This is a genomic window from Weissella confusa (genome assembly GCF_004766315.1).
GTDB classification, from domain to species: domain Bacteria; phylum Bacillota; class Bacilli; order Lactobacillales; family Lactobacillaceae; genus Weissella; species Weissella confusa_A.
Window position 1 is genome coordinate 1 of sequence record NZ_PVSN01000003.1, and the last position, 21,728, is coordinate 21,728.

24 protein-coding genes and 1 other annotated feature are annotated in these 21,728 nt (G+C 42.8%); of the genes, 20 read left to right on the forward strand and 4 right to left on the reverse strand.

The genetic code is table 11. From position 1 onward, the window contains the following. Window positions 1-712: 712 nt before the first annotated feature. Window positions 713-1,402 carry a triose-phosphate isomerase gene (locus tag C6P11_RS00170; protein ID WP_135517886.1) on the reverse strand — a complete coding sequence of 230 codons (690 nt, stop codon included), beginning with the start codon at window positions 1,400-1,402 and terminating at the stop codon, window positions 713-715. 162 nt (window positions 1,403-1,564) lie between these two features. Between C6P11_RS00170 and C6P11_RS00175 the strand changes: the two genes are divergently transcribed. From C6P11_RS00175 to C6P11_RS00185, 3 genes are all read left to right on the forward strand, one after another. Further along, the gene (locus tag C6P11_RS00175; RefSeq protein ID WP_135517887.1) at window positions 1,565-2,161 is read left to right on the forward strand and encodes a TVP38/TMEM64 family protein; all 597 of its coding nucleotides are present in this window, start codon (window positions 1,565-1,567) and stop codon (window positions 2,159-2,161) included. A 251-nt stretch (window positions 2,162-2,412) separates the two neighbouring features. Further along, window positions 2,413-2,598, forward strand: coding sequence for a hypothetical protein (locus C6P11_RS00180; protein ID WP_135517888.1), 186 nt, complete (start codon window positions 2,413-2,415; stop codon window positions 2,596-2,598). Continuing rightward, entirely contained in the window at window positions 2,591-3,688 is a 1,098-nt protein-coding gene (locus C6P11_RS00185) for an SLC13 family permease (protein ID WP_135517889.1), read from the forward strand. Before C6P11_RS00180 ends, C6P11_RS00185 begins: the two co-directional genes overlap by 8 nt. A gap of 49 nt (window positions 3,689-3,737) precedes the next feature. Here the strand turns inward: C6P11_RS00185 and C6P11_RS00190 are convergent, their stop codons facing one another. Beyond that, entirely contained in the window at window positions 3,738-4,241 is a 504-nt protein-coding gene (locus tag C6P11_RS00190) for a YbhB/YbcL family Raf kinase inhibitor-like protein (RefSeq protein WP_135517890.1), read from the reverse strand. A gap of 273 nt (window positions 4,242-4,514) precedes the next feature. On the opposite strand from C6P11_RS00190, the gene C6P11_RS00195 reads away from it, so the two are divergent. The 10 genes from C6P11_RS00195 (at window position 4,515) to C6P11_RS00240 (ending at window position 14,045) form a co-directional block, all read left to right on the forward strand. Beyond that, on the forward strand, window positions 4,515-4,952 hold the full coding sequence (locus C6P11_RS00195) for a hypothetical protein (RefSeq protein WP_135517891.1): 438 nt from the start codon (window positions 4,515-4,517) through the stop codon (window positions 4,950-4,952). Between the two features lie 56 nt (window positions 4,953-5,008). After that, entirely contained in the window at window positions 5,009-5,599 is a 591-nt protein-coding gene (locus C6P11_RS00200; RefSeq protein ID WP_135517892.1) for an isochorismatase family protein, read from the forward strand. 117 nt (window positions 5,600-5,716) lie between these two features. Then, complete coding sequence (locus C6P11_RS00205) at window positions 5,717-6,631, forward strand: ABC transporter ATP-binding protein (RefSeq protein ID WP_135517893.1); 915 nt, start codon at window positions 5,717-5,719, stop codon at window positions 6,629-6,631. A gap of 63 nt (window positions 6,632-6,694) precedes the next feature. Then, window positions 6,695-8,173 carry an ABC transporter permease/substrate-binding protein gene (locus C6P11_RS00210; RefSeq protein ID WP_210114207.1) on the forward strand — a complete coding sequence of 493 codons (1,479 nt, stop codon included), beginning with the start codon at window positions 6,695-6,697 and terminating at the stop codon, window positions 8,171-8,173. 126 nt (window positions 8,174-8,299) lie between these two features. Next, entirely contained in the window at window positions 8,300-9,196 is an 897-nt protein-coding gene (locus C6P11_RS00215; RefSeq protein WP_135517894.1) for a GTPase family protein, read from the forward strand. A gap of 24 nt (window positions 9,197-9,220) precedes the next feature. Then, entirely contained in the window at window positions 9,221-9,403 is a 183-nt protein-coding gene (locus C6P11_RS11465; RefSeq protein ID WP_432430729.1) for a GTPase, read from the forward strand. A 129-nt stretch (window positions 9,404-9,532) separates the two neighbouring features. Then, the gene (locus C6P11_RS00225) at window positions 9,533-9,850 is read left to right on the forward strand and encodes a hypothetical protein (RefSeq protein WP_135517896.1); all 318 of its coding nucleotides are present in this window, start codon (window positions 9,533-9,535) and stop codon (window positions 9,848-9,850) included. Between the two features lie 44 nt (window positions 9,851-9,894). Further along, on the forward strand, window positions 9,895-10,794 hold the full coding sequence (locus C6P11_RS00230; protein ID WP_167849498.1) for a GTPase family protein: 900 nt from the start codon (window positions 9,895-9,897) through the stop codon (window positions 10,792-10,794). Window positions 10,795-10,884: 90 nt separating this feature from the next. Continuing rightward, window positions 10,885-11,155: a binding site (T-box leader), on the forward strand. A gap of 102 nt (window positions 11,156-11,257) precedes the next feature. Beyond that, entirely contained in the window at window positions 11,258-12,151 is an 894-nt protein-coding gene (locus C6P11_RS00235; RefSeq protein ID WP_135517898.1) for a MetQ/NlpA family ABC transporter substrate-binding protein, read from the forward strand. Between the two features lie 22 nt (window positions 12,152-12,173). Further along, window positions 12,174-14,045: an alpha/beta hydrolase family protein gene (locus tag C6P11_RS00240; RefSeq protein ID WP_135517899.1), complete on the forward strand. Its 1,872-nt coding sequence runs from the start codon at window positions 12,174-12,176 to the stop codon at window positions 14,043-14,045. A 178-nt stretch (window positions 14,046-14,223) separates the two neighbouring features. Here C6P11_RS00240 and C6P11_RS00245 read toward each other — a convergent pair whose 3' ends face one another. Next, a complete protein-coding gene (locus tag C6P11_RS00245; protein ID WP_003608537.1) occupies window positions 14,224-14,496 on the reverse strand; it encodes a hypothetical protein in 273 nt (90 codons plus the stop codon). Between the two features lie 274 nt (window positions 14,497-14,770). Between C6P11_RS00245 and C6P11_RS00250 the strand changes: the two genes are divergently transcribed. Then, on the forward strand, window positions 14,771-15,238 hold the full coding sequence (locus tag C6P11_RS00250) for a hypothetical protein (protein ID WP_135517900.1): 468 nt from the start codon (window positions 14,771-14,773) through the stop codon (window positions 15,236-15,238). Window positions 15,239-15,291: 53 nt separating this feature from the next. Continuing rightward, on the forward strand, window positions 15,292-15,708 hold the full coding sequence (locus C6P11_RS00255; protein WP_135517901.1) for a hypothetical protein: 417 nt from the start codon (window positions 15,292-15,294) through the stop codon (window positions 15,706-15,708). Between the two features lie 44 nt (window positions 15,709-15,752). On the opposite strand, the gene C6P11_RS00260 is transcribed toward C6P11_RS00255, so the two are convergent. After that, on the reverse strand, window positions 15,753-16,721 hold the full coding sequence (locus C6P11_RS00260; RefSeq protein ID WP_135517902.1) for a helix-turn-helix transcriptional regulator: 969 nt from the start codon (window positions 16,719-16,721) through the stop codon (window positions 15,753-15,755). Window positions 16,722-16,964: 243 nt separating this feature from the next. On the opposite strand from C6P11_RS00260, the gene C6P11_RS00265 reads away from it, so the two are divergent. The 5 genes from C6P11_RS00265 (at window position 16,965) to C6P11_RS00285 (ending at window position 21,727) form a co-directional block, all read left to right on the forward strand. Beyond that, entirely contained in the window at window positions 16,965-18,632 is a 1,668-nt protein-coding gene (locus tag C6P11_RS00265) for a hypothetical protein (RefSeq protein ID WP_135517903.1), read from the forward strand. A gap of 18 nt (window positions 18,633-18,650) precedes the next feature. Next, on the forward strand, window positions 18,651-19,844 hold the full coding sequence (locus C6P11_RS11060; RefSeq protein ID WP_210114204.1) for a hypothetical protein: 1,194 nt from the start codon (window positions 18,651-18,653) through the stop codon (window positions 19,842-19,844). 49 nt (window positions 19,845-19,893) lie between these two features. Next, window positions 19,894-21,060 (forward strand): hypothetical protein, encoded by a 1,167-nt coding sequence (locus C6P11_RS00275; RefSeq protein WP_135517904.1) that lies wholly within the window; start codon window positions 19,894-19,896, stop codon window positions 21,058-21,060. 121 nt (window positions 21,061-21,181) lie between these two features. Further along, on the forward strand, window positions 21,182-21,364 hold the full coding sequence (locus tag C6P11_RS00280) for a hypothetical protein (RefSeq protein WP_135517905.1): 183 nt from the start codon (window positions 21,182-21,184) through the stop codon (window positions 21,362-21,364). A gap of 90 nt (window positions 21,365-21,454) precedes the next feature. Then, window positions 21,455-21,727: a type II toxin-antitoxin system YoeB family toxin gene (locus tag C6P11_RS00285; RefSeq protein ID WP_210114205.1), complete on the forward strand. Its 273-nt coding sequence runs from the start codon at window positions 21,455-21,457 to the stop codon at window positions 21,725-21,727. Window position 21,728: the final 1 nt, after the last annotated feature.

Below are 21,728 nucleotides of genomic sequence, written 5' to 3' on the forward strand. Positions count from 1 at the left end.
GGACAATCAACACCTTTCGAGACCGTTTGTTAAAAATCGGGGGACGTGTCACTAAGCACGCCCGCAAGGTGATCTTGACGTTAGATAGCCGCATCCAAGAACAATTCGATGGTCTGTTCTGGCGAGCGTGGGAACGACTAAATGCTTTGTGGCAATAAAACAACGAAGTAGATTTTCAAAAAAATAGCAAAATCTGGCTGGTTTTAGTGTGCCCATTTTTCTCAAAAAACGCCCAATCGAAAAAAACACCCTGAAACCGTGCCAAGGTACTGGCAGTTTCAAGGTGATTTATCGTATTTTACTGATTTAGCTGTGGTTAAAAATTTAGTGCATGAATAATCCGGGTTTTATTGTTAAAAAAAACAAAAAAATAACAAGCAAACCTCACGGGGAGCCGTTATTATAAATAGCGTAATAGAAATGATGTGCAAGAGAAAAGGGACGCTATATTATCTTTGCCAGTTGTTCAAGCGTGCTCTTCTGCGGGAGCCAAACTTGTAACCGAACAATTAAAGTCAGTGACTTTTTGGGGTTTGTTCAAATTCAAGTGAATGACAATGGTGCCTATCTGCGAAGGCGATAATTGTGTGATCACAAGTGAATCTTCACAGATGATTTTGTTACGGGAAATATTTTCAAATATTTCTACTCACTCAATACTCTCTCTAAAAAATAAAAACCAGGATGTCTGCGCATCCTGGTTTTTATTTTCTTATCGGCTGAGGTTGTTTAGCACATCCAACACGGGTTGGAATGCTTCGAGTGTGTGGTAACGATCACCAATTAGGACACCGTCATAACCGATGGCACTAGCGATTGGTGAACCAACTTCATCCATGTGACCACCCAGAATCAATTGGTAATCAATGGCTGGGTAATTGCTCTTCATGAAAGCACGAATGGTGTTGTGGACATCGCGAATTTCATCAATTGAATAAAGGGCGCGGCCCATTTCGGTAGAAGCCAATGATTCATACGCGATGATGATTGGCTTCGTAATCTTTTGATCCAAAAGCAAAATATCTAGTTCTTCAGTGACCATTTCCAAATTACTGTATTGGCCGACTGAAATGATTGGCTTAATATCATTTTCCAAGGCGTTTTCGAGACGCTTGCGAACGATTAGCAAGCCTTCGTTAAGTGACTTACGACGCTCCAAGTGACCGATGAAACTCGTCGTGATACCAAGTGAACGCAAGACACTAGGCGAAATTTCCCCCACAGTACGCTCTTTAATCGTCAAATTTTGACTAATGACTTCGAACTTATCGTGGTCATTATCAACAGGTAGCGTTGGCGCGATTTTTAAGTCAACTTGAACTTCGGCATTATCCAAATCGCTTAGAAATTGCTTTTGAAGTTCAAAATCCACTAAGTTTTTAAAATTTAGAACAGCTAACATTGATTTATCCTCCCCAAAAGGTAACGTTGTTATACTTTTCGATTGATTACTTACAGTATACCCCATATTTCTGATGAAAGAATGGCTGATAATCGAATAATGGAAACTGAGTCATGAAAAAGCCACGAAAACATGGTTTAATTTAATTCTGGGGGGAAGGTCATGAAGGTACATCACGTAAAATGGATTTTAAAGGGCCTGTCAGTTATTGGTATCTTACTAACAATTTGGGCGATTTTTAAACTTTATCAGATGGGCGCTTTTAGTAATTCAAAAGTCTTAATTGAATTGCTAAAAGGATACGGAATTTTAGCGCCAATTGTTTTTATTTTGATTCAGATTATCCAAGTGGTCATTCCAGTGTTACCAGGTGGTGTATCGTTAGCTGCCGGTGTGTTGATGTTCGGCCCTTGGTGGGGATTCTTGTACAATTATATTGGTATTGTATTGGGGTCTTTGGCACTGTTTGCCTTGGGAAGGCGCTTTGGACACCGCATCATTGATATTTTTGTCAGTGAGGCAACCTTGGACAAATACATGCATCGATTGGATTCGAAAGGCTGGCATATTACGTTTGCGCTGCTTATTTTCGCGCCAGTCGCACCGGACGATGCGTTGGTTCTTTTGACTAGTTTGACGAAAATGACTTGGCGAGAATTCACATTGATCATTTTGCTCGGAAAGCCACTTTCAATACTTGCGTATAGTTTGGGGATGCTTTACGGTGCTGATTGGCTAATGAATTTTGTTGGCAAGTAGCGTATTTGAGACATAATAATTGTAAAGATTATTACGGCGTTATTCCTAACTTTTTATGCGTTAGTTACAAGTGAAGTTCGGTAATGACCGGATATTAATAAACAGACATTTGTCCTTGTACGACTTTAAACAATTAACCCCGCGAAACCTATGTTTCGCGGGGTTTTATGTTACATTTCAATGTTTGCTAAATCGTTAAGATTTCTTGATAATAGATAAGTTGAGTTTTTCTATTTGGAGGAGATGACATCATGTCACATCACACACAAGCTGACCGTCAATTAACGGCGGGGAGCTTGGCAGTTGCTATGGTTCCTGCGATGGTAATTTCCGCAGGCCTAACAGCACTTATGGCAGCGAAAGCATATGAAATGATTCGGCTAGCAAATGCGAACGGAAAAGTATTAGAAGAGAAAGCGAAGCAAGCAAATGATTAAGCGTGTATTTACGTATCTAAAAGATGACGTCATGTTCACGGTTAGTATGTTGCTTGCTGTTGGGACGTCTTTCTTTGTAACACCTGATTTCGGGGCTGTTAATTGGCATACTATTTTCAGTTTGATGTCGATGATGATTTGGGTTGGCTTTTTGGAACGAGCAGGCGTGTTGCATGCTGTCTCAGTTTGGTTGGTCAGCCGTAGTCACCATGCGCGAACGCTGATGACTTCTGTCACATTCCTATCGTTCTTCGGAGCGATGTTCCTATCAAACGATATTGCCATTTTGACGTTGATGCCAATCTATCTACGATTGGCCAAGGATCTGTCGGTTCGATTGAAGATCATCGGGTCAACGTTGGTTATTATGGCGGCCAATTCAGGGGCTATCTTATTCCCGTTTGGTAAGTCACAAAACTTGTACATGTACGGGTTCTATCACGTTAGCGTGGGCCAATTCTTCAAGTGGTCAGTGTCATTGACGTTGGCTTCATTGGTTTTGATGTTCATCATTACGCGATTCGTACGTGCGACGCCGTTGGAAATTAAGTTGAAGCCAGCTGATAAGCTAAATCATGGCTCACTTGTATTTTTGGCGATTACCGGTCTTATCTTGGTTGCAACAATCTTCGGCTGGACGCCATTTAACGTTGTTGTGCCATTGATTCTGGTTGCGTTTTTCATTTACAACCGCTCAATGTTCAAGATGGTCGACTTTGGCTTGCTAGTCACGTTCTTTTTCTTCTTCATTGCGACGAATAATTTGGCGCACATTGAAGTTATCCGTGAATTGGTCAGCTCATTGTTTGACACCAAGTCACACGTCCTATTCGGAACGTTCTTCTTGAGTCAATTCATCTCAAACGTGCCATCAACGATTTTGATTTCAACATTCACCGATCATGCGCGTGAATTGTTTATTGGATCAAACATCGGTGGATTGGGAACGGTTGTTGCTTCAATGGCCAACTTGATTGGATTCCGTGTGTTCCGTCAAATTGAACCAGACTCATCTAAGTCATTCATGAAGTTGTTCATGGTTGTGAACTTCGTCATGGCAGCAATTTTGCTGGTGATTTTTGGAATTTAATAATTAAAACGGCTGTTGCTCATATTTTTAGAGCAACAGCCGTTTTTCGTTATTCGCTTCGAGCTGGCAATTCGACGCTGGCTTCTGCCAAAACGTGGCCGACTAGGTCTTTACGGAGTTCGTTAAAGAAATAGCCGGGCGTCAAATCTAGCGTTGTATCAACGGCGTAAACCGTTAATGTGTAATCGTGTGTTTGATCAGGTGGCATTGGACCAATGTATGATTGTGTAATTTCAGGCTTACTGTGCTTGAAAATACTGTACATTGAGTTCGTACCAGGGACAAATGGCGCGTCAGATGTCGCTAGGTTTTCTGGTACACCACCCACAGGGAGATTTGCGACTGTCCAGTGAATCCATGGGAAGCCCCCAACTGGGATTGCGTCATAATCAATGAACGCAATCGCGAGTGTTTCAGTACCGGCTGGCACGTCGCTAACGGCGATCGGGAAATTAACAACGGGATTATCTTCTAAACGATATTCCGCTGGTGCAAACTTGGCATACTTATCAGGCAACAAGCCTTGATTATCAAGCGTTACGGATACTTTCATAATGTGTTCCTCCAGATGCTTTTGGTGTCAGTTTACCACAGCTGCCAAACAAAAGTGTTGACGGAAAAATGGCAATCATGTATTCTAAAGCCACATACGAATACGATAACCTATCAAGAGTTCGGCGAGTGATACCACACGATGACCCGACAGCAACCTACAGCAATGCAAGGTGCTCCACTGGTAACGGATAGGTGCTAATGATAACGGCACCTACTGGTTTTGTAGGTGTCGTTTTTGCTATGCAAAAATATTTTTAGGATGGTACTCGTAATGGGTGTGATTGATGTAGAGAAGATTCAGAAGACGTCAACGTTAGGATTGATGATGGCGGTCAGCAGTTCGCGGGGGCACCACCCTGCTGCTGGTGCTTACGGCGCAATGGCCAACAATCTCAAAATTGGCCAATTGTGGAATCGTGCGCAGCAGAATGATGCTTTAGCACGCAAATTTGTGGATGAAAATCCAGAAATTTTCAGTTCCAAGGCATCAAAGGAACCAGCCAAAACGGCAGTTCAAGAAGCGGCTGAGTCATTGGTTGAGATTGAGGAACGTATCGTTGAACAACAAGAATCACTTGATTATCGTCGTCGCTTCTTGTTGGGGTTGTTCAGTGAGGAAGAACTTGCTGAGGCAGAAAAAACGGCGCGTCGCCGGGCACATTTAAATGATGTTTCACGTGGAACGGAATATCGAAAGTTGCCGGACTAAATCAAACTGGTGTAAGCTTAGTTCACTAATACGAAAGCATGAGATGAGGTTTTGAGATGGACTTGGCACTTGATTTGGCACGCACAGCTCTGGCTGTGATTGATGTGCAAGACGGCATTGCATTTGCAGGCGTAGCGACGCCTAATACGCCGGAACAATTGGTGGCACACAACAACGAGTTGGCGGCAGCTTTGAAGAATACGGCAGCTCAAATTGTGCTGGTACGTGTTAAGAATGATGGCGCAGAAGGATTTAATCCTGTAACCGATTCACCATACACACCAGCGCAACCATTGTCAGCTGAGGCAACCCACTTGTCATTGGATATTGCGGCTGACGAAACAGCTGAGAATGTGATTGTTGTGAGCAAGCACAACTGGGGTGCATTTTATGGCACTGACTTGGATGTGCAATTGCGTCGCCGTGGCATCGACACGATTATTTTGACGGGTATTGCGACATCAATTGGCGTTGATACAACAGCCCGTGAAGCAGCCCAACGTGGCTACAACCTCGTGTTTGTGCCAGAAGCTATGACGGATCGCACGGAGCAAGGTCACAACGCTTCAGTAGAGGTGATTTTCCCACGCTTAGGGAAAATTCGTACGGTCGCAGAAGTGAAGACGGCAATTGCTGAAGCAAAATAGATGGAGAGCCTGGAATTAAGTTTCAGGCTTTTCTGTTTTTCGGACTAGTGTCTGGCTAATCTGGGCAAATGGCGTTAATATGGCAACAATAACAAAAAGTAAGGAATGGTGAGAGACGTGATTGAATTTCGCAATATCTCGAAAATTTATCAAGGTAAGCCAGCGGTCTCGAACCTAACGTTGGATATTGCTGACGGTGAATTATTTGTCTTAGTTGGCCCAAGTGGTAGTGGGAAAACCACGTCAATGAAGATGATTAACCGATTGGTTGAGCCGACTGACGGGGATACGTATGTACGTGGTAAGCGTGCGATTGATTACGACTTGGTTGAACTACGTCGTGGGATTGGCTATGTGCTCCAAAATTCGGCTTTGTTCCCGAATATGACGATTTTTCAAAATGCCGGTATTCAGTTGGAAGCAGCTGGCGTACCGCTAGAACAACGCCAACAACGCGTATACGAATTGTTGAATCGAGTCGGGTTGCCAGCAGAACAATATGCGAACCGCATGCCAAACGAGCTTTCAGGCGGTGAACAGCAACGTGTTGGGATTGTCCGTGCATTGGCGTCAAAGCCAGACATCATTTTGATGGATGAGCCGTTTAGTGCTTTGGATCCATTGTCACGTCGTTCTCTACAAGATTTGGTGTTGGAATTGCACGCAGATTTGCACACCACCATTCTCTTTGTGACGCACGATATGAGTGAAGCGACGCGCCTAGGAAACCGCATTGGTGTGATGTATGATGGCGTTTTGCAACAAGTTGGCACACCAACGGAAGTCACGACGCACCCAGCAAATGAGCTGGTCGAAGCAATGTTTAGCGAGCGTCCAGCAACCATGATTCAAGCCATTTTGGATGCTGGTTTTGGTGAACCAATCACGCAATTAGGTGACGAGCCACAGCTACAAGCAACCGATTATTTGGCTGAATTATCTAAGCAATTGGTTAACCATTCAGCTGTGGTCATCAACGGGACGACCAAGTTGACGGTGCAAGATTTGTTGCAGTATTTGGCTGCGTTTTAGAGAAAGTAGAGTGTGGGGATGTTAGCAGATATGTTACACATGCTGACAACATAATCTGGCGATATATTGACGGCGCTGCGTGAACACGTACTGCTTTCTTTGCTAGCGATTGTGATTGCAGCAATCATTGCCCTGCCACTGGCTATCGGTTTGATGAATCATCGCCGTGCTGGTGAGTGGGTGCTCCAAATTGTCGGGGTCATTCAAACGATTCCGAGTTTGGCAATTCTAGGGGCGTTAATTCCGTTTGTGGGTATCGGTACTGTGCCGTCAGTTATTGCGTTGGTGTTGTATGCGATTATGCCAATTTTTCAAAACGCGTATGCCGGTTTGACAGGGATTGATCCAACATTATTGGAAGCAGCTGATGCGTTTGGACTATCTAAGCGATTTAAGCTGTTCCGCGTTCAGTTGCCACTAGCGATGCCAATGATTATGACAGGGTTACGCATTGCGATGGTAATGATTATCGGAACCGCAACCTTGGCGGCGTTGATTGGTGGCGGTGGTTTGGGAACCTTCATCATGTTGGGAATTCAAACTAATAACAATGCTGAATTGTTGTTGGGAGCCATCCTGTCAGCTTTGTTAGCGTTGGTATTCTCTTGGGGTATTAAGCTACTAAGCAAGCTCTCAATCAAGCGGATGGGGATTGTCTTGGCCAGTTTGATTGTGATTTTTGGCGGAGTCGCCGGTTATCGTGCGATTGTCCAACCGGCCGGTACAATTACGATTGCTGGAAAATTGGGTGGTGAGCCTGAAATCCTGATTAACATGTACAAGGATTTGATTCAGGAAGATCATCCACGGTTGAAGGTGCAACTAAAGCCTAATTTTGGTGGGACAACCTTCTTGTATAAGGCGTTGAAGAGTGGTCAGGTTGATATTTATCCTGAGTTTACCGGAACGGTTTTGCAATCATTGGTTAAGACAGATGGTCATATTCCACATGACCCCGTCACGGCTTATGAGCGTGGCAAGAAGTTGTTGAAGCAACAGGATAACTTGGATTATTTGCAACCGATGAAGTATCAAAACACGTACGCTTTGGCGGTCCGTAAGGCGGATGCTAAGAAGTACGATTTGAAAACGACGTCTGATTTGAAGAAGGTTGATGCCCAATTTGCAGCTGGGTTCGACCCAGATTTCGCCAAGTTGTCAGATGGTTATCCTGGTTTGCAAAAGGCGTACGACTTGAACTTCAGTAAGGTCGTCACGATGGAATCAAGTTTGCGTTATGAGGCGGTTGCCAATAAGCAAGTTGATGTAACGGATGCTTATACGACTGATCCGCAATTGAAGCAGGATGATTTGGTGTCGTTGAAAGACGATAAGCAATTCTTCCCACCTTACCAAGGTGCACCGTTGGTTAACGATGCGACATTGCAGAAGTATCCAAGCATTAAGAAGAGCTTGAATAAGCTGGCTGGTAAAATTTCAGAAGATGATATGATCCAAATGAATTATGAAGTGACGGTTCAGCATAAAAAGGCTGGGGATGTTGCTCGTGATTATTTGAAGCAGCATGGCTTGATAGATTAAATTTGTAAGGCAATTGCCTTTTTTGTATGGGGGTCGAGTTCAGTAGTTTATAAAACAAAAAAATTTTAAGATATGGTATTCTGTGGCCGTAAGTAAGATTTTAAGTGCGATTTATGGGGGAAAAGTATGGAAGAAACATTAGAAAAACAACTTGAAAAAGTTATTGAAAGAACTAATCGACCAACGAATATTCTGTTTGTGGGGGCAACAGGATCTGGAAAGAGTTCTACAATTAACGCACTTTTCAATAATGAAAAAGCAAAGGTCGGTTTTGGTGCTGATCCTGAAACTAAGGATATTCAACAATATGAACTAGGGCATAATCTTACGCTGTGGGATTCACCTGGATTCGGAGATAGTAAGGAAAATGACAGACAGTATGCCCAACAAGTCATGACACTACTGCAAAAGAAAGACGCCGATGGTAAGGCGCTCATTGATTTGGTAGTTGTGATTGCAGATAACGGTTCGCGAGACTTAGGCACTGTGTACCAATTAATTAGTAATGTCATTATTAACAATTTGGCAGAAGAAGATAAGAACCGTGTTGTTGTGGCATTGAATAAGACTGACCTGTTGGCTGGAGGAAATTATTGGAACAAAGAGACTAACCGACCAGAACCTAAGTTAGAACTAAAAATTATAGAAAAGGAAGAGTCAGTTCGTAATCGTATTTATGCAGATACTAAAATTAATCCAACAGTATTGTCGTACACAGCTGGCTATTCAGATGAAGATACACAGCAAAAGCCATGGCAACTTATCAGATTATTAAGCAGTATTCTGGCGGCTGTTCCTGTAGCAAAACGACTAACCGTTGCCAAGACGGCAAATCCTGATGCAGAAATGTGGAAGAATGACGAAAATTACGATGAGTATACTGAAGAAGCTGATGACTTATTGTGGGAGACAATTAAAGATCTTGTAGAAAAGGCAAAGGAATTGATACCTTTTGCAAAGCCGATTATAGAAATCGGTAAAAAGGTATTTCAAATTTTCCCCAAGTTTATGCCTTGGCTGTAAAGCCATTTTATGGTCAATAGCATGATGAAAATACCTGAAAAGTTAAAATACACACCATTAGACATTGTGTTCATTGGACCATCTGGCACTGGAAAATCAAGTGCGATTAACAGGCTACTTGGGCAAAATGTCGCAAGTGTCGGTGATATTGATCCAGAAACTAGTAGCATACAGTCATATAACTTAACGGATAACGTGCGAATCTGAGACACTCCGGGTTATGGCGATAGTGTTCAAAATGATGAGATGTACTTTGAATCGTTAGAGCAATTGTTAAATCGCCAATATCACACGCTCGGAGGAGAACGCTCTGTTATTTATTTGGTGGACCTTGTGGTGTTAATTATCGATGCGCCAAGTAGAGACATTGGTACTGTGACTGGCATTTTAGATAGGTTAAAGTCTATCGGATTTTCGGCAAATCGCATTATTTTAGTAGCAAATCGTTTCGACCTAATTCAGTCGAAAAAAGAAAAGCTTCCCGGAGCAATGCGTAAAAGAGGAAATGTATTGAGGAAAAGGATTCAAGAAGAAACAGGTTATGATCTAAATCGTCCGATATTTATCTCTTCAAATACAACTGAGGGTATAGATCAATTACTTGAGGAAATTTTTAGCAAAGCTAGTTTGGGAAATAGGAAGCGATATTTGTAGTTAGAAATTTGATGGATTTATTAGTTAATGGGAAGGATGGAAATATGGGAGATAATTTAGATAGTCAATTGATGGATGTCATTAGGCGAACAGATAGGCCAACAAACATTTTATTTGTTGGCGCAACTGGATCTGGGAAAAGCTCTACAATAAATGCACTGTTCAATAGCGAAAAGGCGAAAATTGGATTTGGAGCTGACCCAGAAACAAAAAACATAGCAAAATATGAATTGGGTGAAAACGTTACACTTTGGGACTCTCCGGGACTGGGTGACAGTAAAGAAAATGACAAAGAGTATTCAAAGAATATCGCGAGCCTTCTACAAAGAATGGATGATAATGGCAATACGTTAATTGATTTGGTTGTTGTGATAGCAGACAATAGCTCTCGAAACCTGGGGACTGTGTATCAACTGATTAGTAATGTTATCGTCCCAAATTTGGCCGAAGCAGATAAAAATCGCATAGTAATTGCACTGAATAAGACGGATTTGCTTGCAGGTGGTATGTATTGGAATCGTGAGGATAATCGCCCGGAACCAAAGCTGGAACCTAAGATTGTGGAGAAAGAAGAATCTGTTAGAAATCGTGTATACAACGATACTAAAGTTAATCCGAAAGTAATATCATATGCATCGGGTTTCTCAGATGAGGAAATTTCACCGCAACCATGGCAGTTAATTAGATTACTGAGTGAGATAATTGCAGCCGTACCACCAATTAAGCGAATTACGGTTATGAATATGGTTAATCAGGATTCTACGGTATGGGAAAACGATGAAAATTATGATCACTATAAGACAACCGTCAAGAATAATTTGGCAGATTCTATCGTGGAAATTGCAGAGTCTGTTGGAGAGAAAGTTCCGATTTTAAAGCCTTTAACGACTGGCGTGAAGGTGGTTACTAGGTTGGTTGAAGGGTTCTTTGACTTTTTCTTCTAGAATGTCGGATGACATAGAGTAAGTGGTTCTATATTAGAAAAAGATTATAAAAGTTGTTGACAAATTAAAAGTATGAGCATACCATAATCAACATCAACGAAGACGAGATGTAGTAGCGGTTGAAAAATCTGCAGAGAGCTAGCGTTTGGTGAAAGCTAGTGATTGGCAAATCGTGAAAATGGTCTCTGAGTTAGTGTGTGACTGCGATCAGGTTCTGTAAGTGGTTACCGGGTGCGCCCGTTATAGCGCCAACGTATTTCCGGCGGCTGTCGACTAGTCCAGCTTGAAGGCGTACGTGTAAGCTTATTCGGGTGACTGAATAAGAAAACTGGGTGGTAACACGAGTCATTTCGTCCCGGGGATTGTGTCATAAGACACGGTCCCCGGGTTTTTGTTTATTCGGCCAAATAAACAGCCATCAAAGATAGGTTAATGAATTGGGTTTAAACGGAGAGTGGAAATTATGAGCAAGAAGATTATTACAAGTGCAGTTTTGGCATTGGCAGTGGCCGGCGCAGTTATCCCAGCAACATCAGTTGTGGCATCAGCAAAGGAATTGAAGACGGTGAAGGTGGGAATCAATTCACCATCTAAGACAGATCAAGCCGTTTGGAACATCGTTAAGAAGAATGGTGAGAAGCGCGGTATCAAGATTAAGTTGATTACCTTTACGGATTTCAACCAACCGAACGCGGCATTGAAGCAAGGTAATATTGATGCAAACTCCTTCCAACACTACGCCTTCTTGTCAGATTGGAATAAGGCGCACAAGGCAGATTTGCAACCAGTTGGTGAGACGGTTTTGGGACCTGGTCGCTTGTACTCAGATAAGTACAAGTCAGTGAAGGACATTCCAGACGGTGGGACGATTGCAGTTGCTAACGATCCAACTAACGAAGCGCGTGCCTTGTTCTTGTTGCAAGCAGCTGGCTTGATTAAGATTAAGGCAGGTGTCACAAGCCCAACTGTTCGTGACATCGTTTCAAGTTCTAAGAATTTGCACGTGAAGGAATTGGCAGCGGATCAAACGTTGGCTAGCTTGAATTCAGTTGATGCCGCCGTTATTTCAGCTACGTTCGTTGAAGCAGCTGGTCGCAACCCAAACTCAGCTATCTACGTTTGGAACGCAAACAACAAGCAATCACACCAATGGGTGAACATTATTGCAGCGCGTCATGGCGATGCTAAGAAGTGGTATATTAAGGCTTTGGTAAAGTCATACCAAACGAAGGAAGTTGGACAATACATCAACGACCACAACAACGGTACGGAAATCGCAGCTTGGAAGGGTGCCCCTAAGGCTACGGTTGTGACGGCCGATACGGCTAGCGATGCGTCATCTGCATCATCAAACTAATCAAAAAATCGAGGGGATTTGAATGGCAACAGCACTAGGAAACATCAGGGGAATCGCACGTCCAACGATTGTTGGTCAAACGCTATATGCGACGGAAAGTGTCGCGGACGAAATTGGGAATCGTTATCAAACGAATTTGGTGGTTGTGAACGAGACGGATACGACCACGTTGGTGAATGACGTAACCGATTTGCAAGGAACGACACAGGCTATTTTCTATCAGCATGATGAGCAACTATACCGCCGTTCTGTTGCTGGCGAAACGGTGCAATTAACGCATCAAAGTGATTCCATCACGAGTTTTGTGCCAACACCTGATGGGGCGGGTGTTGTGTTTGCTGTTCAAGTTGAAACACAAGCATCGTTTAATGCCGTCAGTGAGCGACCAACGGTGCGATATTATACGAAGCGTCATTATAAAGATGACGGCGTGGGCTTTATCGATGAGCAACGTCGCTTTGAGATTTATCAAGCCACGGCTTCTGGGGTGACACGTTTATTGGGTGAGTTCTCGTTGCCGGTTAAGGTTGCAGATGCGACTGATACGCAGGCGGTCATTATTGTGCAAACGAACGACGAGGACGCGCACGAATATCGTTCAGAATTACGCACGATTGATTTTGAAACTAAGACGCAAACCACAGTGGCCACGAATTTGGCACAGATTTATGAAGCGACAATTGCACCAGATGCAACGCAAATTTTGGCTCTTGGCAACGATGATCAATATCCTAATCGACGCGCAGTGAGCCTACATTATTATGATGGTCATCAAACACGATTGGTTTTTGATGACGAAGAATTGTTGGCAGAACCCAATTCTGATGTCATCGTGCAGGGGCAAGGACGCCATGTGCGTTGGTTGGATTCAGAAACGTACATCTTTGAAACTGGCTATCGCGGACACACGCGTCTGTATCAAGGAACGGTAGCTGGTGAAATTACGCGACTACTTGATGAGCAACAACTGCTAACTGATTTTGTGATTGCTGATCGTGAATTGTTCATTGCGCAACAAGATACGCGTCACCCAAGCCGTTTGATTACAGTCGATTTAGACACGCATGAACAAACGGTGCGTTATGATGCTAATCCGACGTTGTCGTTTACGGCAGCTGAAAAATTCACGTTTGCTAGTGAAGACGGTTCGGATGTGGATGGGTGGTTCTTGCCAGCGCATTCAGAGGAGCCAGCACCAGTTGTGCTATATGTTCACGGTGGCCCTCATGGTGCTTATGGGGATGCGTTCTTCTGGGAATTCCAACGCTTTGCGGAAGCGGGATACAACGTTGTCTTTACGAATCCGCATGGTTCAACGACATACAGCCAAGCGTTTATCAATGCAGTAGTAAACCATTATGGTGAACAAGATTATCGCGATGTATTAGCGGGCTTAGATAGGGCTATTGAACGCTATGCGGATAAGATTGATGCGACCCGAAAAATCATTATTGGTGGGTCGTATGGTGGTTTTATGACGACTTGGGCAATTGGTCATACTGATCGATTCCAAGCGGCCGTTTCACAACGACCAGTAACAGAGTGGCTACATCTAACAGGTGCCAGTGACATTGGGTATAACTTCGTTGCTGACGAAATGGGCGCAACGCCATATACGGAAGCTGGCCGAGCAGAATTGATTAAGCGCTCGCCAATTACGTACGCTGGAGCAGTTAAAACACCACTACTAATGATGCATGGTGAATATGATTTACGGACACCAATTGCGCAAACGGAAATGTATTTCACGGCGGTGAAGACGTTGACGGATACGCCGGTTGAAATGGTACGTTTCCCACAATCATGGCACGGTGTATCTCGTAACGGCTTACCGAACTTACGCGATGCGCGACTGACTGTCATGTTTGAATGGTTAAATAAGACGCTTAAATAATGAAAAAATCAGCCATCTCTCAACTTGCGTTGGGGGATGGCTGATTTGCTATATGTATGTCAATTTAGGTGCCAATGTTTCACGTGGAACATTGGCGAATATGTATCGTTTTAAAACGGCAGGTGATTTTACCATATGTTTGGGGAAAGTGGTCAAGTTTGACCGCTTCCGTGAATCTTTAAGCGAGTTGAGGTGTGATTGTATTGTTGATCCAATCAGTTAGTTCATCAATACCAGTGCCCTTGTGAGAAACTGGATGGCTGAACCCCTCATTAATGAAATGCCAACTTGCAGTTTGACCATCATTCCCATAGGAAACGAAGTGGATCTTCAGCGAACCGTTTTCCCAGTTGCGAATGAGTGCCGGGCTGGCTTGCGCACCTTGGTAAAAGGTGAAGCCGTTAGCTGCAGCAAAGTCAGCGACAAGTTGTGTGTAAATATTTTCGTTCATCAGTATGCTCCTTGATTTGTGTAATCTGTTCACGACAACATTGGTAATATTCAGTTGTAAATGTCTCTCCTTCCGTTGGTATATCTATCATTATAATGACGAAAAAAAATAAATGGTAGTCTAGTAATTATTGGGTTTCATGCTAAAATCACCTGCCAAAATGAATCAGTAGAGCCAAACGATTTGAAAGTCGTTTGGCTTTTTTGATTAAACGACAAATAATGTCGCGCGCAATTCCTATACTTGTGTCATCAAGTAAGACGAGGTGATTGAAATGATGTATCGAAAAGGCGATTTTGTTGCGAATTTGGTGGCGCAAAATTTTCATGGTGAAGCGCTGGACGTATCAGATATGGCGATGTTTTTGAGTGATGCGATTAAAACCGCAAATACGTTACTGGGGTCAAATCATGAACAAACACTGGCGGGATTAGATATTGCGCTGGTCGGATCAGAAAAGGGGTTCTTGCAGTGGTACGCGGATGCCTTGACTGCAGCTGGTGCAAATGTTCGTTTGGTTGACGATGCTGACACGGCGTTGTTTGAGACGGATACGGCATTTATGGCAGGTGACATGGCCACGCTAACGGTTGTGCCGTATTTGTTTAGTGGCGACGAAACATTCAAACGTGCCCAACTCTGGCGTAATCAAGGCGACATCATGGTCACGATGTATCAAACGCCAATTAGTGTGTTGTTGGATATCGAAACATGGTGGACAAATCAACATAACGACAAATAATGTCGCGAACGTTTCGTAATATGAGGTCATACAAGAAGAAAGAGGTCTGATAAATGGCAAAGAATAATGAAATTGAAAAGCTGGTTAAGCTTGGCGAATATGAAGCGGAGTCGTTGACGCCACTTGGTGGATGGCACTTGTTTGGTAACGCTGAAACGCTAGCATTGCGTAAGCTGCCTATGTTTAATGAGTTGATTGCTGAAGACACACCAACGATTCAGCAACTAAGTGAGCAAAAGGAGGCTAGAATTTTCAGTGCTCGTGAGAAGGCAATTCGTAAGGTGGTTGGGGATGTGCCGCTCAATGTGCTTGATCGCTTGGTACGGATTGAAGAACTTGTGAGTCGTGAGTTTGAGTTGCGTAATCAATATATCGAAGCACGCGATGATTATGAAGATGACGAAGACATCCAAGAAATCTTGGAAAAACTGGCAAGTGTCATGAAGCAACGAATGGAATTGACGATTTAACGAATCAGTGAAAAACGCCCGTCAGTTAAATGACGGGCGTTTCGTTAGGCATTGTATTGATTGAGCATTTGGTTGATTTCAGCAATGAGCGATTCACGCAATGAGATTGGTGAAATCACCGTGACGCGAGCTCCTTGGCCCAGTGCCCACATCTTGAAACCGGAATCGGTAACGGCGGGGATGGTAATGCGCGTTGGCATGCTATCAGTGCCCTTGCGCTTGATTTTGGCATTGGGGAACTTGTCTAAAGCAGCTGAGACTAATCCGGTGTAGTCGAATTCGACTTGGATGGTACGACCAATTTGCATCAAGTTATTCGTTTGACGAATCTTTCCTTCTTCCAAACGTTGGTTGTAAGGATACTTGATATGGCGACTTTCTGCTTTGATTTCGGTGAAACGATCCAGACGATAATACGCATCGCGTTCGGCATGGTTTTCAGTAGCTTGGAAGTGAATGATTACGTAGAAGTAGTATGAATCGAACAGCAAACCGGTTGGTAAGCCGAATAGGTGTCGTTCCTCATCTTTTGCATTGGTATAGGTAAAAGCGACGGACTGTTGAGCTTGAATCCAGCCACTAATATCCCAAATGAGATTGATTAAATCTTTTTGGTGAGTGACTGGCGTATACGCAAGTTGTTCATTTCGTAGCGTAACGCGGATTTGCTCGGCTTCCTCAGAACTCATCATGTCAAGAATGCTTTTGATGAGACGCGTCATTTCACTTTCATTGAATGCGCGACTAGCTAGAACTAGCTTTGCAAGCGTTAGGGCAGCTGCGCTGTCGAAAGTGTTTTTGCTGGTAAGCAAAATATTTTGAATGGTACCATTTGTATGCAGTTCGGCGGGATAGTTCTCAGTTTGAATGGCTTCTCGAATGGCACTGATATCTCGTTGTACTGAACGGATATCAACGTTATGTTCTAGTGCCCAAGATTTTTCGCTAACTGCACCTCCAGAAAGGAGACGCAGAGCGAGATGAAGAGGGCGGTCAATGTTTGATTTGCTCATTATATTTGCATCCTTTTTATAGTAGTTGTTTTTGTATAATCAGCGCTATTTAGGACAAGGTTAGCCACATGTACGGCACTGTTGGTGTAAAAAATCATATCAGTATTAACTGTATAATAATATATTGGGTTTGTAACGAAACAAGCGGTTAAATAGTTAGAAATTAAAAATACAAGGGCAGATATTTTAGGGCGGTTCTTGTATTTAAAATGGGTATCAAGATGAGTGTTAGGAGTAGATAATATGGCTGAAATTTCTGATTTACTTTCTATGAGTCAAATGGAGAGTTACGGTTCGCATAAATTAAAAATTGAGGGATTGGCTGAAGCAGTCAAAGGACAGATTCAGGCTAATTTGATTTCACAATTTGGCTTGGGACAACTATTCGATTCTTTCCAAGACGGCGGTGGTGTAGACACAATTCATAATGTTCGGAATGATGTTTTTTCATCTGATGAAGTTAAAAATAAGATTCATTCTGAGACATCTGGTTATAACAAAGATGAGGCAGCAAAGTACAGAGGACAAAGCAAGCGATATCAAAAAATACAAGGTCAGCAAAAAGAAATGCAACATACAGGAAACCTGTATGATCCTAATACGGGTAAGAAGATTGCACGAAATGAAAAGACTGACTTGGATCATACAATTTCTTTGAAAGAAATATATGAAGATCCTGGACGTGTTTTGGCGGGGTATTCGGTTGATGAAGCTGCTAATTCAAAAGATAACTTGAAGCTAACTAATAGCAATATTAACCATTCAATGAGGGATGATAACAAGACGGATTATGCAAACGACTTGGAGAGGAAGCGATCAATTTGGCGCGCTGAATTGAAAAAGGTTAAAGAAAATCCAAATCTAACGGATGAACAGAAACGTACGAAAACACGCAATATCAATAACAGATTGAAGGCAAGTGCAGAGGACATTAAGAATTCTGACAAGGCTTCACGTAAAAGCCAAGAAGCAATGTATAACAAGACGTATTACACAAGTGATGCATTTTTGAAAAATGTTGCGACAAATTCAGCAAAGCAAGCCGGAAATCAAGGCTTGAAGTCTGCAATCGGTGCAGTTGTTTATCAGGCATCGGATATTTTGTTTGATGCGATTATTCCGGTTTTGAAGAACTGGAAAAGCTATGGGTCAATGTCTGCTCGCATACAAGACTTCAAGGTGCGTATTAAGGATGGTCTAGCTAATCTAAAGGAACGATTGGCTCAGGTTAAGGATGCTGCACTTGCTGGCTTGGGTGGTGGATTTATCTCGGCGCTAGTTAATACAGCTATTAATACGTTCTTGACTACAACAAAAAATATCGCACGTTTGTTGAATGATGTTGCTAGGTCTTTGTGGCAAGCCATTAAGATTTTGACTAGCAAGGATAAGTCCATTCCATTCTCACAGAAATTAAAAGAAGCGATTAAGTTGGTCACTACTGCAGTTATCGCAACTGGTGGAGTCATTCTTGGAGAAGCAATCAAAGTTTCATTACAAGGAACCCCATTTGCTCCAGTTGCGGATGTGGTTTCTACTGCGGTTGCAGCTATTCTTACGGGATTGGTTACGGCATTGGTGCTATTCGTTTTTGATAATTTTGGTGAAATTATGGCTCAATTCAAGCAAGTTTTTAGAACTATGGTTGATGGCATTAAGCTCGACGTCAAAGTAATTGAGCGTAATTATAATGCAGCTATCAAACGAATTGATGATATCTACAAAGAAATCTTAGAAGACATTTATCAACAATATGCGGAACTAAATCGATTGGCTGATTTAGCGTTTGATTTTAATTTGCCAGGTGCAGAACAATTTAAGGCAAGTCAACAGTTTGCAGAAGCGGTGGGTGTTGATCCAAATAAAATTTTGAGAACGACAGACGACATTCGCAATTATTTTAATTATTAAAGAGTAGGTGAATAAGGTATGGGATTTGATCCATTTAATAACAAAGCAAAAGAAAAAGCACAGTATGCTTTAGAAACAGCTGTTGAAAATCACGAAAAGCAATCAGAAAAATTAACAAATGCGTTTATAGTTTTGCAGGATAATCGACAACGTTTGGCAGATAAATTAAGGGAAGTCGAGAACGCTATTAACCGTTTTAAAAACACACCAGATAGTTACCAAAAAGATGTTCAAAAGTTGAGTGTAAGTATTCAACATTATGAAAAGTTGCTCAATGAAGCTCAGGAAGAATCTGCAAATATTGCACGTGGTGCTGGCGCCGGCGCGGTTGCTGGTGTAGCAGCAGGCGGGACAGTTGCGACGTTTGGTGGAGCTGGACTCACTGCGGTGGCCATGTCTCTCGGGACGGCAAGTACGGGTACTGCTGTTGGTGCTCTCTCAGGAGCCGCAGCTACAAATGCAGCATTGGCTTGGCTTGGTGGTGGAACTCTGGCAGCTGGTGGGTCCGGTATAGCAGGTGGCGAAGCCCTGTTGGCACTGACGGGCCCTATTGGTTGGGGAATTGGTGGCGCCATCATGCTAGGAAGTGGGCTTTGGGCGCGAGGAAAGAATGCGCATGCAGCGGAAGATATGCGCGCAGACGCCGTGAAAGTTCGCGCCGGAACAGACGCAATTAGAGCATTGATACAGGAAATAAAGTCACACCAAGAATTGATGATTAAAGTAATTGAAGGTTTACATGCAGGAATTTTATATGTCGCAAATTTCCCTGGCAATTTTAACAGTCTTAGTGAAACGCAAGCACAAAGCTTGGGTTCATTTCGAAATTTGGCACTTGCGGGAGAGGCGGTGCTTAATGCTAAGCTTGGGGGAAATCAAAAATTTGAGATGAATATGCATGACTATCATAAAATTGATGCTTTAAGTCAAGATATGGCAAAGTCAGTTAAAAATGATATTCAGGCATCGTTGAATTATGATGAATTTGTTCAAGCTAAGGTTTCGAGTGTGCGGTTTGTAGAAGATGGTTTGGAAGTTGATTTACAAGATTTAACTTATGGTTCAGGAGCCAAATTAGAAAGCCTGCAGGCGTTTTCTGATGCTGATAATTTTAGTTTGTTGCATGATGTACAGTTCCATGATGACCTAATCAAAGTATCATTTACAAAACATAATGGCGAAATCTATATCAGTAGGGTTGAACGTGTCTGAGCAAAAGTATGTTTAACAATTTAAAGTGGGAAATGAGTAGGTGAAATATATGGGATTTGATCCATTAAATAAAAAGGCAAAAGAACAAGCGCAGTTTGCATTAGAAGCTGCTTATAATAATCATAAAAAACAAGCCGAAAACTTAACGCAGCTGTTTGTTATTTTGCAAGAGAATCGACAAGGATTGGCAAATAAGTTAAAAGAAGCTGAACGTGTTATTAATCGATTCAAAAATACGCCGGAACATCTGCAAAAGAATGTTGAAACTCTGGGTGTAAATCTCCAGAAGTATGACACGCTACTTGAAGCGGCCAAGCAGGAGTCGGCCAACATTTCTCGTGGTGCGGGAGCAGGGGCTATGGCAGGAGTTGCTGCCGGTAGTACTGTAGCTTCGTTTGGTGGATCGGCGTTGACGGCGGTAGCTATGTCGCTAGGAACAGCAAGTACGGGTACTGCGATTGGCGCCTTATCAGGAGCCGCTGCAACTAATGCGGCGCTGGCGTGGCTTGGCGGAGGAGCAGTTGCTGCTGGTGGAGCAGGAATTGCAGGCGGTGAAGCTTTGTTAGGATTAACAGGCCCTATTGGTTGGGGAATTGGTGGCATTATAGTTGCCGGAACGGGACTTTGGGCTAGAGGAAAAAACGCAGAAGCTGCAGCAGACATGCGTTCAAATGCTGTGAAAATTCATGCAAGTGTAGATGCAATTAAGGCGTTGATTGCGGAAGTCGAATCGCATAGACAGTTAACGATTAAAATGGCTAATGGGCTGAAATCGGGGATTGCTAGGATGAACAACCTGCCAAATGATTTTAATCAATTCACTGATAAGCAAGTAAAAGAGATTGGTGCTTTTGTGAATTCTGCGTTTTCGGCCGAGGCTGTATTGAATGCGAAGCTTGGATCGAACCAAAAGTTTATTGTAAAAAATAGTCATCCAAAGGTAAGTAGCAGAAGTTTAAGCCCTGACAGTATTAAGTTCAGGGCATACATGGACTATATTACGTTGTCTAATAACAACGCGAATGTTGTTGAAATGTATTTTACTGATGTACACTTTGATAAAGGTGGAATTATAGATGGTGCCGATGGACTTGCAGATGTCGACATGTTTGAAGAACTTCGAGATCGACAAATGGCGTCAGCTGACTCTAAGTTTACAGGGGTAAAAACTAAAAAGAACGGGCAAATTATATTTACTGACGTGCGTCCAATTTAAGGTGACGAATTAATAACGATGGTTCGAAGGAACTATCGTTATTTTTTGTTTACGACAAATTATGTCGCGTCATCTCGGTATCATAAGCATATCAAATGAGATATGACGGAGGATTAATGAGATGACAAAACAAGAATATAACGTACGCTGGTTGCAACTTTCAGTCACGATGATATTGCGTGAGTTGGTGGTTATTTATGGGACAACGTTTTTGATGTTGTTAATGTCGCGTTTACTGGGACTGCAACTAGGACTGGTGCTTCGAGTCGTTGTATCATTCGCTCGAGAGATATTTATGGTGTGAGGTATCGCAGTAGGAATGGCAGTGCTACGACGATTTCAGTATCACGTGAATATGTTGCGCTACGAAGCGAATATGCGAAAGTGAGGCGCCATGATGTACACAATTAAACTTGGAACCACATTGGCCAAGAAGTCTTTGAAGCAACTACAAAAATCAGGTTTCTCAGAGAAGTTAAATAGTGTTTTGGCAAACATACAGCAAGATCCTACAGAACACGCTGAGAAGTTGGTAGTGTTCGCGGGTCGTAAAAACAAGGTGTTTTCACGCCGTTTGAACGTGCAACACCGTGTTGTTTATCAAGTATTCCCAGCTGAACGAATCGTAGAAGTTTTGTCCGTCTGGGGACACTACGTTGGCGCATAAG

Excerpts from the sequence above, each read along its gene's own strand:
- C6P11_RS00170 (WP_135517886.1), bottom strand. The coding sequence starts at position 1,402 with ATGTTAGCTGTTCTAAATTTTAAAAACTTAGTGGATTTTGAACTTCAA.
- C6P11_RS00175 (WP_135517887.1), top strand. The coding sequence starts at position 1,565 with ATGAAGGTACATCACGTAAAATGGATTTTAAAGGGCCTGTCAGTTATT.
- C6P11_RS00180 (WP_135517888.1), top strand. The coding sequence starts at position 2,413 with ATGTCACATCACACACAAGCTGACCGTCAATTAACGGCGGGGAGCTTG.
- C6P11_RS00185 (WP_135517889.1), top strand. The coding sequence starts at position 2,591 with ATGATTAAGCGTGTATTTACGTATCTAAAAGATGACGTCATGTTCACG.
- C6P11_RS00190 (WP_135517890.1), bottom strand. The coding sequence starts at position 4,241 with ATGAAAGTATCCGTAACGCTTGATAATCAAGGCTTGTTGCCTGATAAG.
- C6P11_RS00195 (WP_135517891.1), top strand. The coding sequence starts at position 4,515 with ATGGGTGTGATTGATGTAGAGAAGATTCAGAAGACGTCAACGTTAGGA.
- C6P11_RS00200 (WP_135517892.1), top strand. The coding sequence starts at position 5,009 with ATGGACTTGGCACTTGATTTGGCACGCACAGCTCTGGCTGTGATTGAT.
- C6P11_RS00215 (WP_135517894.1), top strand. The coding sequence starts at position 8,300 with ATGGAAGAAACATTAGAAAAACAACTTGAAAAAGTTATTGAAAGAACT.
- C6P11_RS11465 (WP_432430729.1), top strand. The coding sequence starts at position 9,221 with ATGAAAATACCTGAAAAGTTAAAATACACACCATTAGACATTGTGTTC.
- C6P11_RS00230 (WP_167849498.1), top strand. The coding sequence starts at position 9,895 with ATGGGAGATAATTTAGATAGTCAATTGATGGATGTCATTAGGCGAACA.
- C6P11_RS00235 (WP_135517898.1), top strand. The coding sequence starts at position 11,258 with ATGAGCAAGAAGATTATTACAAGTGCAGTTTTGGCATTGGCAGTGGCC.
- C6P11_RS00240 (WP_135517899.1), top strand. The coding sequence starts at position 12,174 with ATGGCAACAGCACTAGGAAACATCAGGGGAATCGCACGTCCAACGATT.
- C6P11_RS00245 (WP_003608537.1), bottom strand. The coding sequence starts at position 14,496 with ATGAACGAAAATATTTACACACAACTTGTCGCTGACTTTGCTGCAGCT.
- C6P11_RS00250 (WP_135517900.1), top strand. The coding sequence starts at position 14,771 with ATGATGTATCGAAAAGGCGATTTTGTTGCGAATTTGGTGGCGCAAAAT.
- C6P11_RS00255 (WP_135517901.1), top strand. The coding sequence starts at position 15,292 with ATGGCAAAGAATAATGAAATTGAAAAGCTGGTTAAGCTTGGCGAATAT.
- C6P11_RS00260 (WP_135517902.1), bottom strand. The coding sequence starts at position 16,721 with ATGAGCAAATCAAACATTGACCGCCCTCTTCATCTCGCTCTGCGTCTC.
- C6P11_RS00265 (WP_135517903.1), top strand. The coding sequence starts at position 16,965 with ATGGCTGAAATTTCTGATTTACTTTCTATGAGTCAAATGGAGAGTTAC.
- C6P11_RS11060 (WP_210114204.1), top strand. The coding sequence starts at position 18,651 with ATGGGATTTGATCCATTTAATAACAAAGCAAAAGAAAAAGCACAGTAT.
- C6P11_RS00275 (WP_135517904.1), top strand. The coding sequence starts at position 19,894 with ATGGGATTTGATCCATTAAATAAAAAGGCAAAAGAACAAGCGCAGTTT.
- C6P11_RS00280 (WP_135517905.1), top strand. The coding sequence starts at position 21,182 with ATGACAAAACAAGAATATAACGTACGCTGGTTGCAACTTTCAGTCACG.
- C6P11_RS00285 (WP_210114205.1), top strand. The coding sequence starts at position 21,455 with ATGATGTACACAATTAAACTTGGAACCACATTGGCCAAGAAGTCTTTG.